14 protein-coding genes are annotated in these 12,762 nt (G+C 71.3%); 5 read left to right on the top strand and 9 right to left on the bottom strand.

What is annotated here, in order from left to right:
- Positions 1 to 63: 63 nt before the first annotated feature.
- Positions 64 to 972, top strand: a complete 909-nt coding sequence (locus tag AC067M_RS02790) for a hypothetical protein (protein WP_478695152.1) — start codon at positions 64 to 66, stop codon at positions 970 to 972.
- A gap of 53 nt (positions 973 to 1,025) precedes the next feature.
- Positions 1,026 to 1,508: a hypothetical protein gene (locus AC067M_RS02785; protein ID WP_478695151.1), complete on the top strand. Its 483-nt coding sequence runs from the start codon at positions 1,026 to 1,028 to the stop codon at positions 1,506 to 1,508.
- Positions 1,509 to 1,511: 3 nt separating this feature from the next.
- On the opposite strand, the gene AC067M_RS02780 is transcribed toward AC067M_RS02785, so the two are convergent.
- Positions 1,512 to 2,738, bottom strand: coding sequence for a pyroglutamyl-peptidase I (locus tag AC067M_RS02780; RefSeq protein ID WP_478695150.1), 1,227 nt, complete (start codon positions 2,736 to 2,738; stop codon positions 1,512 to 1,514).
- 79 nt (positions 2,739 to 2,817) lie between these two features.
- On the bottom strand, positions 2,818 to 3,795 hold the full coding sequence (locus AC067M_RS02775; RefSeq protein ID WP_478695149.1) for a LysR family transcriptional regulator: 978 nt from the start codon (positions 3,793 to 3,795) through the stop codon (positions 2,818 to 2,820).
- Positions 3,796 to 3,844: 49 nt separating this feature from the next.
- Between AC067M_RS02775 and AC067M_RS02770 the strand changes: the two genes are divergently transcribed.
- Both AC067M_RS02770 and AC067M_RS02765 read left to right on the top strand, forming a co-directional pair.
- Positions 3,845 to 4,234, top strand: a complete 390-nt coding sequence (locus AC067M_RS02770) for a RidA family protein (RefSeq protein WP_478695148.1) — start codon at positions 3,845 to 3,847, stop codon at positions 4,232 to 4,234.
- Positions 4,235 to 4,254: 20 nt separating this feature from the next.
- On the top strand, positions 4,255 to 4,584 hold the full coding sequence (locus AC067M_RS02765; RefSeq protein WP_478695147.1) for a YrdB family protein: 330 nt from the start codon (positions 4,255 to 4,257) through the stop codon (positions 4,582 to 4,584).
- A 201-nt stretch (positions 4,585 to 4,785) separates the two neighbouring features.
- Here AC067M_RS02765 and AC067M_RS02760 read toward each other — a convergent pair whose 3' ends face one another.
- Both AC067M_RS02760 and AC067M_RS02755 read right to left on the bottom strand, forming a co-directional pair.
- Complete coding sequence (locus AC067M_RS02760; RefSeq protein WP_478695146.1) at positions 4,786 to 5,757, bottom strand: aldose epimerase family protein; 972 nt, start codon at positions 5,755 to 5,757, stop codon at positions 4,786 to 4,788.
- A 26-nt stretch (positions 5,758 to 5,783) separates the two neighbouring features.
- The gene (locus tag AC067M_RS02755; RefSeq protein WP_478695145.1) at positions 5,784 to 6,671 is read right to left on the bottom strand and encodes an SGNH/GDSL hydrolase family protein; all 888 of its coding nucleotides are present in this window, start codon (positions 6,669 to 6,671) and stop codon (positions 5,784 to 5,786) included.
- A gap of 281 nt (positions 6,672 to 6,952) precedes the next feature.
- Between AC067M_RS02755 and AC067M_RS02750 the strand changes: the two genes are divergently transcribed.
- Positions 6,953 to 7,447 (top strand): DUF3145 domain-containing protein, encoded by a 495-nt coding sequence (locus tag AC067M_RS02750; protein WP_478695144.1) that lies wholly within the window; start codon positions 6,953 to 6,955, stop codon positions 7,445 to 7,447.
- A 346-nt stretch (positions 7,448 to 7,793) separates the two neighbouring features.
- Here AC067M_RS02750 and AC067M_RS02745 read toward each other — a convergent pair whose 3' ends face one another.
- The 5 genes from AC067M_RS02745 to fasR all read right to left on the bottom strand — a co-directional run bounded on the left by AC067M_RS02745 (position 7,794) and on the right by fasR (position 12,729).
- Positions 7,794 to 9,068 carry a beta-ketoacyl-[acyl-carrier-protein] synthase family protein gene (locus tag AC067M_RS02745; RefSeq protein WP_478695143.1) on the bottom strand — a complete coding sequence of 425 codons (1,275 nt, stop codon included), beginning with the start codon at positions 9,066 to 9,068 and terminating at the stop codon, positions 7,794 to 7,796.
- A gap of 82 nt (positions 9,069 to 9,150) precedes the next feature.
- Positions 9,151 to 9,399 (bottom strand): acyl carrier protein, encoded by a 249-nt coding sequence (locus tag AC067M_RS02740; protein ID WP_015660680.1) that lies wholly within the window; start codon positions 9,397 to 9,399, stop codon positions 9,151 to 9,153.
- Between the two features lie 103 nt (positions 9,400 to 9,502).
- Positions 9,503 to 10,504: a beta-ketoacyl-ACP synthase 3 gene (locus AC067M_RS02735; protein ID WP_478695142.1), complete on the bottom strand. Its 1,002-nt coding sequence runs from the start codon at positions 10,502 to 10,504 to the stop codon at positions 9,503 to 9,505.
- 18 nt (positions 10,505 to 10,522) lie between these two features.
- Positions 10,523 to 11,434, bottom strand: a complete 912-nt coding sequence (locus AC067M_RS02730) for an ACP S-malonyltransferase (protein ID WP_478695141.1) — start codon at positions 11,432 to 11,434, stop codon at positions 10,523 to 10,525.
- 89 nt (positions 11,435 to 11,523) lie between these two features.
- Positions 11,524 to 12,729, bottom strand: coding sequence for a fatty acid biosynthesis transcriptional regulator FasR (fasR, locus tag AC067M_RS02725; protein WP_478695140.1), 1,206 nt, complete (start codon positions 12,727 to 12,729; stop codon positions 11,524 to 11,526).
- Positions 12,730 to 12,762: the final 33 nt, after the last annotated feature.

Below are 12,762 nucleotides of genomic sequence, written 5' to 3'. Positions count from 1 at the left end.
ACCCGTCCCCCGGTCGACATCCGCTGACGCGGGCCGTCGACCACCGCAGAAACAGGGGGACCCGTGAACGCACGCAAAGCGCTCAGGGCGCTGACCACCACCTGCCTCGTCGCCGCCGCCACGGTGGGCGGCTCCTTGGTCGGCGACGAAGCGGAGAGCTCCCTCGACGTCCCGGCACCCGCATCCGCCGCATCTCCCGTGTCCGCCGCCGAACGGTCACTGCTGTACGACGCGGAGCAGACCCTCGTCCAGCGATGCATGAACCGGCACGGGTACACCCTCTGGAAGGTGCCCGAGCACCCGATACCCGAGCAGCGGGACTTCCCGTACGTGCTCGACGACGTCGCCTGGGCCAGGAAGCACGGATACGGAAGCGACCTGGAGCGGCAGGCCCGTGCGCTGCGGAACGCCGACCCGAACCGGCGCTACGCCCAGTCGCTCGGCGCCGAACGCCGTGCCGCCGCGATGGACGCGCTGCACGGACGCAAGCGCAACGCGCTGACCGTGAAACTGCCCTCCGGGGCCGAGGTGGGCCGCAGTGACGAGGGCTGCACCGCGGAGGCGGAGCGGGAGCTCTACGGGGACCTCGCGGCCTGGTTCCGCGCCGAAGCCGTCACCCAGGCCCTGTCCGGCCTGCGCCGGTCGCAGGTGACCGCAGACCCCGCCTACGCCGACGCCGTACACGCCTGGTCCGCCTGCATGCGCGGGCGCGGCCTGCCCCACCCGACCCCGGCGGCGGCCCGTGCCCGCTTCCTGGACGCGCCCGGCAAGGCCACGCCGGCCGAGGAACGGCGCACGGCGGTCGCCGAGGCACAGTGCGCGCTGAGCAGCGGGCTGTCCCGCACCGTCGGCCGGCTCAGCAGCCACTACGGCGATGAGCTCAAGGCCGGGCACCACTCGACGTTCCGCGAGCGGGACCGCCTGCAGCGCGCGGCGCTGCCACGGGCCCGGGCGATCGTCGACACCGACTGACCCGACACGGGCCTGACCCACGAGGAAGACCACCACGAAAGAAGGGGAAGAGCATGAAGACCACTGCGTTCCGCGCCGGCCTGGTCGCGGCTGTTCTGACCGGCCTCGCCGCGTTCGCCGTACCGGCGACGGCCCAGGCGGCGGACCCGCACAAAGCCCCGGCGCCCCAGGCCGCCGCGGCCGACGGAAACTTCTACGCCTACGAGTACGTGGGCCTCATGGGCACGTACTGTGCCTGGAGCGGCGACGACGCCAACTGGAGCTCCTGCTCGCCGCGAGGCGGCATCCGCAACCAGGCGAGCTCGGTCGAGAACCGGGGCTTTCCGGGCGCCTACGAGGACGTCCTCGTGTACTGGGACAACGCGGACGACGCCGGCGGCTGGGACGGCGCACGGGCCTGCATCCAGAACGGCTGGTCGTACGGAAACCTGTACTTCTACTACTTCCCGGAGAACGGGGCGGGCGGCGGCGAGAAGATGGAGAACAACATCTCCGCCCACCGCTGGGTGCACTCCTGCACCGAGGACCCGCTGTAGAGGCTAAGAACCCACCGCCGCCACCAGGATCGCCCGCACCTGCGCGATGATGTCCCCCCGGTTCCGTACGAACTCGGGATCGGTGACGTCGGTGGTGTTCCCCGTCCCGAACTGCAGGACCGGCGTGTGCACATGCCCGCCCGGCAGCGCCTCGCGCAGGCCCAGCCGGTCCCGCAGCAGCGTCGCCCGGTAGGCGATCTCGTTGGAGAGGTAGTCCCCGCCGCCGCCCGCCCGCGCGGTCGACCCGGGCGTAGGCCCGTCCGGCCGTACGACGGCTTGCGTCCCTCCCGCCGGGATCTCGGTGACGCTCGTGTTGTCGTACACGGGGAAGCGTCCGGTGTTCGCGGCCACGATCCGTGCGTACGGCAGGGTCGTGGTCGTCCACTGCGGCTGCGAGGCCGGGTCGGTCACCGGGATCGTCTCGGTCCGCCCGATGTCGTCGTTGTCCCCGAAACCGCCCCGCCAGGCCCCGTTGGTCCGCTCCACGTCGAAGCGCCCGACTCGCCCCTGGCTCACGGTCGCGAAGAGGTCCACCTTCGGCAGACACGGCCGTAGCGTCCGCTCCACCGTCCCCTGCGTGAAGTCCGCCCACCGCACCGGGAACACGGCGGTCTCCACCCGCGCCGGACCCTGCGCCGTCTCGATCACCGTCCCGTCGAGGGCGAGCGCACTGGCCCCGGACGGGTTGGAGATCCGCACGTCCCGGTCCAGCGTGAACGGATCGAAACCGGTGACGAGGACGCGCCGGACACCGGCTGCCGGATACCGGATGGACGTCTGCCCACGCGAGTTCTGCTCCAACGCGTCCAGCAGACCCGCCCGTCGGGCATCGCTCAGCCCGAACTTCGGGTGCCACGTCCGCACTTCACGCGTCATCCCCAACCGCGCCCAGTACAGCGGCCGGTCGTCGTCCCGGCTGAGGTCACCGCCCGCCGGACCCCGCCCCTGCGCCCGGTCCACCGCCCGCCGCCACAGCGCCGACCCCTCCCGTACGACGACCTGGCGGGCCTGCGCGTACGAGCGTGCTGTGCCCAGGGCACGGGCGAACTGCGGTGCCACGTCGTCGAATCCGGACCGCCGGAGGATCTCCTGGGGCACCGCCCGGTCGAGGCGCTGCTCCTCGACGGTCGGCGCGGATGCCGCGTCCGTGGCGCTCGCGGTCGTCGGGGCCGAGAGACCGGCCAACAGGGAAAGGCCGAGGACGCCGATCCGAACTCGTATGGCATGCACGGAGGTTGAGTCCTTCCGTCGCGGTGGGGGACCCGCGCAGTATCGCGTGACGGAAGTGGCCCACGCCATGGTGCGTGACTCAGGAGGGGATCGCTCTGGTGGGGATCACTTTGGTGGGGATCCTCGCCGCTGCCTCCCGCAGCGCTCCGACGAACGCCTCGGCCGCCGTCGTCAGCGACCGCCCCCGTGCCGTCGCCGCGTACACCGCCCGCGCCGGGCCGCCCTCGTCGTGTACGGGCACCAGCGCGAGGTCCGGGCGTACGGACGCGGCGGCCAGCGCCGGTACGAGGGTCACGCCGAGGCCGGCGGCGACGTAGCCCTGCTTGGCGGTCCACTCGGCCACGACGTGCGCGACGCGTGGCCGGAACCCCTGGCGCAGGGCCGCGTCGAGGAGGGTGCCCTCGGGCCGGGGGCCGCCGGAGATCCAGTCGGCATCGGCGAGCCGGCCGAGCCGTACGGGGCCCGGGTGGTCCGCGAGGGGGTGGTCGGCTGGGACGGCCACGTACAGGGGTTCGTCGAGGAGATGGTGCAGGTCGTACGCGTCGAGCGGGGTGCGGCTGGTCGTGGAGACCACCGCCAGGTCGAGGTGTCCGGCGGTCAGCCGGTCGAGGAGGCCCGCGGTGAAGCCCTCCTCGCGGGTGACCCGGACGCCGGGGTGGCGGGCGCGGAAGGCGGCGAGGGCCTGCGGGACGAGGGCCGCGTCGGCGGTCGCGAAGGCACCGAACCGCAGCCGTCCGCCGGTCCCCGCGCGCAGGGCCGCCAGTTCCTCCCCGGCCCCGCGCAGCGCCCCGGCCACGGCCCGCGCGTACGGCACCAGGATCCGCCCGGCCTCCGTCAGCCGGACGCCCCGCGGGAGCCGGTCGAAGAGCGGGGTGCCGCCCAGGGCCGTCTCCAGTGAGGAGATCTGCCGGGACACCGCGGACTGCGTCCACCCGAGGCTCCGCGCGGCCACCGTGAAGGACTCCTCCCGGGCGACCTCCAGGAACACCCGGAGCCAGACGGTGGAGAGGTCCGGCAACTCCCCAGGGATGTCATGCGAATTCGGCATGACGGCCATGCTAGACATTCGCTTGTCGCATTCCTGGTCCCGGCCTAGCGTCGACCGCATGCAGATCACCCTGGACAACCCCGCCGCCGCGCCCCAGCCGCTCAGTCCCTACTACTCCCAGGTCGCCCGGGTCGAACACGCCGACGGCAGCGCCCTGTTGTTCGTCTCCGGTCAGATCGCCGAGGGCGCCACGCTCGCCGAGCAGAGCAGGGGCGTCTTCGAGACGCTCGACGCGCTGTTGAAGGCCCATGGGGCTACTCTCGCCGACGTCATCAGCATCCGGACGTATCTGACGGACATCGGCCGGCTCGACGAATACGGCGCCGTCCGCCGGGAGTTCCTCACCGGGACCCCGCCGACCAGCATGACCTTCGAGGTGCCCCGGCTGTTCCGGCCGGAGGCGCTGATCGAGGTCGAAGTGGTGGCCGCGGTGCCCGCCGCCGGGTGATACTTCCGACCATGAAGGCCATGAAGGCAGCCAACCTGGGCGTTCTCTTCCTGATCGAACTGGGTGCCCTCGCGGCCGCGGCGTACTGGGGGTTCACCCTCGAGGCGCCGACCCCGGTGACGTGGCTGGTCGGCCTCGGCGCACCCCTGCTGCTGATCGTGCTGTGGGCGCTGTTCGGGTCGCCGAGGGCGCGGTTCAAGACGCGGGGTGCGGGCCGGGTGGTCTTCGAAGTGGTCTGGTTCGGGGCGGGTGTCGCCGCACTGTTCGCCGCCGGGGCGTGGCAGTGGGCGGTCGCGTTCGCCGCACTGTGCGTGGTGAGCAAGGCGCTGGCCGTCGTCTGGGACCAGTGAGCCCCGGCCCCTTCCCACGAGAAGACCATTTCGTGGGTGTTTGTGAAAGGTTCGTACGAAATTCAGGTGGGATGCTCGATCGCGGACCGCAGGATCAGCGCGACGGTTAACGTCTGACGCACGTACCTGCCCCGGTCCGGAACCTGACGCCGGGCCGGGGCTCGTACTGCTGCGTCCTACCGCGTTCTACGGCTCTACGTCCTACCGTACGGAGAACGCGTACACCGTCTCCGATCGGTACACGTCCCCCGGTCGCAGAACCGTGCTCGGGAACTCCGGCCGGTTCGGCGAGTCGGGGTAGTGCTGCGTCTCCAGCGCGGTGCCCGCGCACGGCCCGAACGGGTCGCCCAGATGGTCGCCGGTGTACAGCTGGAGGCCCGGCTCGGTCGTCGCCACGCCCAGCACCCGCCCGGACTCCGGGTCGTACAGCTCGGCCACCTCCACCGGAGTGTCCGTGACGCCCTTGTCCAGCACGTAGTTGTTGTCGTATCCGTAGCCGGTCCTGCGCGGCCTGCGGAAGTCGAACGGTGTCCCCGTCACGTCCTCCACCTTGCCGGTCGGGATCAGGTCCGCGTCGACCGGCGTGTACCGGGAGGCGGCCAGGCGCAGCTCGTGCCCGATCGCGTCCCCGTGGCCGCCGAGACGGAAGTAGCTGTGGTTGGTCAGGTTCACCACGGTGGGCGCGTCCGTGACCGCCTCGTACGCGATCCGCAGCGCACCGGACGCGTCCAGCGTGTACGTCACCGCGACCTCGAGCCGACCCGGGAAGCCCTCCTCGCCGTCGGGGCTGACCCGGCTCAGCCGCACCCCGTGCTCCACCGGCGCCGCGTCCCACACCCGCTTGTCGAAGCCGCGCTCCCCGCCGTGCAGCGAGCTGGGACCGTTGTTCGCGGCGAGCGCGCAGGTCCGCCCGTCCAGGACGAAACGAGCGCCGCCGATCCGGTTGGCGTACCGGCCGACCAGCGCGCCCAGGTACGGCCCCGGATGCGTGAGATAGCCATCGAGATCCTCGAACCCCAGCACCACGTTCCCGACACGCCCGTCCCGGTCCGGGACCTCCGCCGACTGCACGATCCCGCCGTACGACAGGATGCGTACGCGAACACCCGCTCGCTCCAGGGTCCAGCGGCGCACCGGGGTGCCGTCGGAAAGTGTGCCGAAGAGTTCGTTCATGTTCGAACTCTAGCCGTCATGAGCCGTCATGCCCCCTTCGCCGTGACCGTGCGGTACGCGATCTCGGCCAACCTGGCCTGCCCGTTCACACTCGGATGGAACCAGTCCCAGTGGCTCAGCTGATCGGTGCCGAAGCGGTAGTCGTGCACGGCGTCGCCGTCGAAACGGCACCGCCGGTCCTTCGCGCACACCTCCCGCAACACCGTGTTGTAGTCCTCCACCCGCTTCTCCACCGTGTCCCGGCGCTGGGTCGCCGCCGCGTCCAGGGCATCCGCGTCGCCCAGCATCGACGGGCAGATGCCCAGCTTCCACACCTGCTTGCCCAGCGCGTTCGTACGCCCCTGCGACCACAGCCGCTTCAGGTTCGGCACACTCGCCACATAGACCTGAGCCTTGGGCAGAGAACCGCGCAGGGTGCTCATCGACTCCTCGAACTGCGCGCGGAAGTCGGCGACCGACGTCATCGCCGAGGTCGTCGCCCGGCAGGCGTCGTTCGCCCCCGCCATCACCGCCACCAACTGCGGCTTGCGCGCCACCGCCCGCGTCATCTGTCCCGGCACGTCCGCCATGCGCGCCCCGGTCACCGCGTAGTTCCAGCTGTGCGTGGCCGCCTTCGACTTCCCCAGCAGCCGTACGGCCAGACTGTCCACCTTGGAGCTGCTGCCGGTCGCCCACGACACCTCCGGGCAGTCCGTCAGGACCGCGCACGCGTCGAAGCCACGCGTGATCGAGTCGCCCACGGCCGCCACGGACGCCGGGCTGCTGTCCCACAGCGGGGTCCGGCTCGGCGACGGCTTCGCCTTCGTGCCGGACGGCCCCGAGGAGCCACCGACGACATCGCACCCTGCGACGCCCAGGACGGCCGCCGCCGTCATGGCGAGAACGGCACGCGCCCGGTGGCTTCGCTTCAGCATTCCCTGGTGATCCCCTCGGTCGTCGTGCACGGGTCGCGCCGTGCTCCCCTCCATAACAACGCGCGAGGGTTCCCGCCCGCACAAGATGCCCCGCACAAGATGGAACGCTTCACACCCGTACAGGCGTCCTGCCGGGTGAATGGCAGGCGTTCGGCGGCAACGGGACCGACGGTACGTCACACTCCTTGCGCCGCCGCACGGTAGCCTCGCCATCAACGTGGCCCGCACGCCACTGCCGTCCAGCCCAGTAGCAAGATGTCCCGCTCTGCCCGGAGGTTCCGGTGACGACACGTGGAGTTCTGTACGTGCACTCCGCGCCGCGCGCGCTGTGCCCGCACGTCGAGTGGGCCGTCGCCGGGGTGCTCGGCACGCGCGTCAACCTCGACTGGATCCGGCAGCCCGCGGCCCCCGGCACCTGGCGCTCCGAGTTCTCCTGGCAGGGCGAGGCGGGCACCGCCTCCAAGCTCGCCTCCGCACTGCGCGGCTGGCACCTCCTGCGCTTCGAGGTCACCGCCGAGCCCTGCTCCACCGCCGAGGGCGAGCGCTACAGCTGCACCCCCGACCTCGGCATCTTCCACGCCGTCACCGGCATCCACGGCGACATCCTCATCCCTGAGGACCGCCTCCGCGCGGCCCTGCTCCGCAGCCAGCGCGGGGAGACGGACCTCGAGGCGGAGCTGTCCAAGCTGCTCGGCAAGCCGTGGGACGACGAACTGGAGCCGTTCAGATACGCGGGCGAGGGAGCTCCGGTGCGCTGGCTGCACCAGGTGGTCTGAACAACCGGCCGACGGCGTACGGATCGCGGGACACGCCGCCCTCGCCGACGAACCGTGGCGACACGCCCGACCGGGCCGGCCGTCGGGGAGCGCGGCGCGCAGGCGCCCGCCTCCGGATCACCCAACGCCGCGTCCAGCTCCTCGGCCGCCTGCGACAGGCGCTCGACATGCCATCGCGGCCCCAGGCGCTCGCACTGCGAACCGATGACCGGCGAGAGCCGTCCCCCTTCACCATGCGCCCCGGGAACAGGCCGCGGCCCGCCTCCCGGAGCGCCGAAGCGAGGGAGACGGGCCGTCGGCATTCTCGCCGGGATCCTCGACTGAAACTCCTCAGCGAGCGGTGATTTCAGACCGAGCGGAAGGCCAGCACCACGTTGTGACCGCCGAACCCGAACGAGTCGTTCAGGGCGGCGATACGGCCCTCGACGGGCAGCTTGCGCGCCTCGCCGCGGACGATGTCGGCGTTGGCCTCGGCCTCGGGGTCGATGTTCTCGACGTTGATGGTCGGCGGGGCCACCCGGTGGTACAGGGCGAGGATGGTCGCGACGGACTCGACACCGCCCGCGCCACCGAGCAGGTGACCGGTCATCGACTTGGTCGCCGAGACCGCCATGTGGTCGGTGTCGTCGCCGAACACCTTGCGCAGCGCCTTCAGTTCGGCGATGTCACCGGCCGGGGTGGAGGTGGCGTGCGCGTTGACGTGCACGATCTCCGCCGGGTTCAGACCGGTGTTGTCGAGCAGGTTCTGCAGGGCGTGCGAGATGCCCCGCCCCTCCGGCTCGGGCTGCACGATGTCGTGGCCGTCGGCGGAGATGCCCTGGCCGACCGCCTCCGCGTAGACGCGGGCCCCGCGCCTGGTGGCGTGCTCGGCGGACTCCAGGACGATCACGCCGGCGCCCTCGCCGAGGACGAAGCCGTCGCGGGCTACGTCGTAGGGGCGGGAGGCGCCCTGCGGGTCGTCGTTGTTCTTGGTCATCGCCATCATGTTGCCGAACGCGGCGATCGGCAGCGGGTGGATCGCCGCCTCCGTGCCACCCGCGACGACGATGTCGGCGCGGCCGGTGCGGATCATCTCGATGGCGTAGCCGATGGCCTCGGCGCCCGACGCGCAGGCGGAGACCGGCGTGTGCACGCCCGCACGGGCGCCCACGGCCAGGCCCACGTTCGCGGAGGGGCCGTTCGGCATCAGCATGGGGACGGTGTGCGGGGAGACGCGGCGGACGCCCTTCTCCTTCAGCACGTCGTACTGGTCGAGCAGGGTCGTCACACCGCCGATGCCGGAGGCGATGACGGCGCCGAGCCGGTCAGGGTCGACGCTCGTGTCCTCACTACCGGCGGGACCGGTGAAACCGGCGTCCGCCCAGGCCTCCTTGGCCGCGATCAGCGCGAACTGCGCCGAGCGGTCCAGACGGCGGGCCTGCGGCCGGGGGATGACCTCGGTGGGTTCCACGGCGACGCGCGCCGCGATACGGACGGCCTGCTCGGCCGCCCAGTCCTGCTCCAGGGGCTTCACGCCGGACTTGCCTGCGATCAGACCTTCCCAGGTAGAGGCTGCGTCGCCACCCAGCGGTGTGGTTGCGCCGATACCGGTGACGACCACGGTGCGATTGGTCGGGCTCACGGATTCTTTCTCCAACGTTACGAGGATTCAGCGGCGCCACCGCCGGGTGGCGGGGCCGGTCAGCGGCCGGCCCAAGCGTTGCTCAGGCCTGGTGCTTGAGGATGTAGTCGGTCGCGTCACCGACGGTCTTGAGGTTCTTGACGTCCTCGTCCGGGATCTTGACGTCGAAGCGCTCCTCGGCGGCGACGACGACCTCGACCATGGACAGCGAGTCGACGTCCAGGTCGTCGGTGAAGGACTTGTCCAGCTGGACGTCCTCAACCGGGATGCCGGCGATCTCGTTCACGATGTCGGCGAGACCGGCGACGATCTCTTCCTGAGTGGCGGCCATGTTGGCGCTCCTTCTTTGTGTTTCCAGAGGGTGTGGCGCCCGCCGCGTGAGCGGCAGGTTGGTGCATGTCCCGTGCCGGACCGAATGATCCGGCACGGAGTGCCTAGGGGAGGGTAACGACAGTGGCGGCGTACACGAGACCCGCCCCGAATCCGATGACGAGTGCGGTGTCGCCGCTCTTCGCCTCACCGGTCGCCAGGAGCCGCTCCATCGCGAGCGGGATCGAGGCGGCCGAGGTGTTGCCGGTGGTGCGCACATCACGGGCGACGGTGACGTGCTCCGGCAGCTTCAGGGTCTTCACCATCGAGTCGATGATTCGCTCGTTCGCCTGGTGCGGGATGAAGACGTCCAGGTCGCTCGGGTCGATTCCGGCCGCGTCCAGCGCCTGCTGGGCGACCTTCGCCATCTCGAACACGGCCCAGCGGAAGACCGCCTGGCCCTCCTGGGTGATCGCGGGGAACTTCTCGACCTCGCCGTTGCGGTAGTCCGTCCATGGCACGGTCTGCTTGATGGTCTCGGACTTGTCGCCCTCGGAACCCCAGACCGTGGGGCCGATCGCCGGCTCCTTGGAGGGGCCCACGACGACCGCGCCCGCGCCGTCACCGAACAGGAAGGCCGTGGCCCGGTCCTCCAGGTCGGTCAGGTCGGACAGCCGCTCGACGCCGATGACAAGTACGTACTCTGCCGACCCCTCGACGATCATGCCCTTGGCGAGCGTGAGCCCGTACCCGAACCCCGCGCACCCGGCCGAGATGTCGAAGGCGGCGGCCTTGGCGGTGCCCAGCTTGTCGGCGATCTCGGTGGCGACGGCCGGGGTCTGCTTGAAGTGCGAGACCGTCGAGACGATCACCCCGCCGATCTGCTCGGCGGAGATCCCGGCGTCGGCGATGGCCTTGCCGGACGCCTCGATCGACATCGCGGCGACCGTCTCCTCGTCGGAGGCCCAGTGCCGGGTCTCGATGCCCGAGCGGGAGCGGATCCATTCGTCGGACGAGTCGATCGTCTCCAGGATCACCTCGTTCGGCACGATCCGGGTCGGGCGGTAGCCGCCCACGCCGAGGATCCGCGCGTACGGGGCGCCCTTGCTTGCCTTGATCTTCGACATTGCTCTCGGGGCTCCCTGTCAGGCGTGCTCTGCGATGAGCTCGCGAGCGGCGTCGAGGTCGTCGGGGGTCTTCAGGGCCAGCGTCGCGACGCCGGGCAGCGCCCGCTTGGCGAGGCCGGTGAGCGTGCCGCCGGGGCAGACCTCCAGCAGGGCGGTGACGCCGAGCTCCTTGAAGGTCTCCATGCACAGGTCCCAGCGGACCGGGTTGGCGACCTGACCGACGAGACGGTCGAGGACCTCGGCGCCGACGGCGACGGTCCGCCCGTCCCTGTTGGAGACGTAGGTGACCTTCGGGTCGGCGGGCGCGAGTTCCTTGGCGGCCGCGGCCAGCGTCTCGACCGCGGGGGCCATGTGCCGGGTGTGGAAGGCGCCGGCGACCTTCAGGGCGACGACACGACGGACGCCCTCGGGCTTGTCCGCCTCCAGCGCGGCGAGCTGCTCCAGCGTCCCGGCGGCCACGATCTGGCCCGCGCCGTTGACGTTCGCCGCGGTCAGGCCGAGCTTCTCCAGGTGCGGGACGGTCACCTCGGGGTCGCCGCCGAGCAGCGCCGACATGCCGGTCTCGGTGATCGCGGCGGCCTCGGCCATCGCCACGCCACGCTTGCGTACGAGGGTCAGCGCGGCGGTGTCGTCCAGCACGCCCGCGAAGGCGGCGGCGGTGATCTCGCCGACGCTGTGACCGGCGACGGCACCGGGCGACACGTCACCGAGCGCAGAGGCGGACAGCAGTCCGGCGGCGACGAGGAGGGGCTGGGCCACCGCCGTGTCGCGGATCGCGTCGGCGTCGGCCTGGGTGCCGTAGTGGGCGAGATCGAGACCGATGGCGTCCGACCAGGCGGCGACGCGGTCGGCGGCACCGGGGAGGTCGAGCCAGGGGGTCAGGAAGCCGGGCGTCTGGGCGCCCTGGCCGGGAGCGACGAGTACGAGCACTCTCACACTCTCTCTTGAGGGCGGCCACGGCCGCCCGTGGGGACAGGGACGAAGAACAGCAGGGGGTTTTGTGCGGTTCCGACAAAAGGCTAGGGCTGTGGATCTCCGTCGGCCAGACGCCCCAGGATCAGCGCGATCCGCAACGTGAAGGCCGAGCGTACATCGGATGGCGACCATCCGGTGACGTCAGTCACACGTCGAAGCCGGTAGCGCACGGTGTTGGGATGGACGAACAACATCCGGGCCGCGCCCTCCAGACTGCTCGCCTGTTCGAGATAGACGGAGAGCGTTTCCAGGAGCGCGGAGCCGGCCTCCTCCAGCGGTCTGTAGATCTCCTCCACCAACTGCTCACGAGCGCTCGGGTCACCGGCGATGGCGCGCTCCGGCAGGAGATCGTCCGCCAGTACCGGCCGCGGGGCGTCCTGCCAGGCGAAACACGCCTTCAGCCCGGCCGCGGCGGCCTGCGCGGACCGGGTCGCGGCGAGCAGGTCGGGCACGACGGGGCCCGCGACGACCGGTCCCGCCGCATACGGGCCGATCAGCGACTTGGCCACGGCGAGCGGATTGTCGCTGCCGCCCGCGATCACCACGAGCCGGGCCCCGAGCACGCCGGTGAGCACCTGGAGCTTGGCGTGCCGGGCGGCGCGCCGGATGGCCTCGACCGTCAGTTCGCTGTCCCCGTCGGGCGCGGTGCCCAGCACCACACACACGTGTTCGGGCGAGTTCCAGCCGAGGGCGGCGGCCCGGCTCACCGCCCCCTCGTCGGCCTCGCCGCTCAGCACGGCGTTGACGACGAGCGACTCCAGCCGCGCGTCCCACGCACCGCGGGCCTCGGCGGCCTGCGCGTAGACCTGGGCGGTCGCGAAGGCGATCTCCCGTGCGTAGACGAGCAGCGCCTCGCGCAGCACGTTCTCGTCGCCCGGTGCCGCGACCTCGTCGATCGCGCTCTCCATGACCTCGATGGTGGTGCGCACCATCTCCACGGTCTGGCGCAGGGTGATGGCTCTGGTCAGCTCGCGCGGCGCGGTCCCGAAGACATCGGTGGAGATGGCCTGCGGGGCGTCCGGGTGACGGAACCACTCGGTGAAGGCGGCGATACCGGCCTGGGCGACGAGCCCGATCCAGGAACGGTTCTCGGGGGGCATGGCCCGGTACCACGGCAGCGTCTCGTCCATCCGCGCGATGGCCTGAGCGGCGAGACTGCCGGACGACTTCTCCAGTCGCTTCAGGGTCGCTGCATGCGCATGGACGTCGTGTGCTGCGGCTTTACTGGCGTTGGTTTCGGGTTCGGGCACGGGACAAGACTGCCTTATCGGGACGGCCGCGTG

This window comes from Streptomyces sp. NPDC043427 (assembly GCF_056436655.1).
The sequence above is the reverse complement of the archived record's forward strand: the minus strand, read 5'-3'. Positions and strand labels throughout refer to the sequence as shown.

Coding starts and splice junctions, on each gene's coding strand:
- AC067M_RS02785 (WP_478695151.1), top strand. CDS start 1,026: ATGAAGACCACTGCGTTCCGCGCCGGCCTGGTCGCGGCTGTTCTGACC.
- AC067M_RS02775 (WP_478695149.1), bottom strand. CDS start 3,795: ATGGCCGTCATGCCGAATTCGCATGACATCCCTGGGGAGTTGCCGGAC.
- AC067M_RS02770 (WP_478695148.1), top strand. CDS start 3,845: ATGCAGATCACCCTGGACAACCCCGCCGCCGCGCCCCAGCCGCTCAGT.
- AC067M_RS02765 (WP_478695147.1), top strand. CDS start 4,255: ATGAAGGCAGCCAACCTGGGCGTTCTCTTCCTGATCGAACTGGGTGCC.
- AC067M_RS02760 (WP_478695146.1), bottom strand. CDS start 5,757: ATGAACGAACTCTTCGGCACACTTTCCGACGGCACCCCGGTGCGCCGC.
- AC067M_RS02755 (WP_478695145.1), bottom strand. CDS start 6,671: ATGCTGAAGCGAAGCCACCGGGCGCGTGCCGTTCTCGCCATGACGGCG.
- AC067M_RS02740 (WP_015660680.1), bottom strand. CDS start 9,399: ATGGCCGCCACTCAGGAAGAGATCGTCGCCGGTCTCGCCGACATCGTG.
- AC067M_RS02735 (WP_478695142.1), bottom strand. CDS start 10,504: ATGTCGAAGATCAAGGCAAGCAAGGGCGCCCCGTACGCGCGGATCCTC.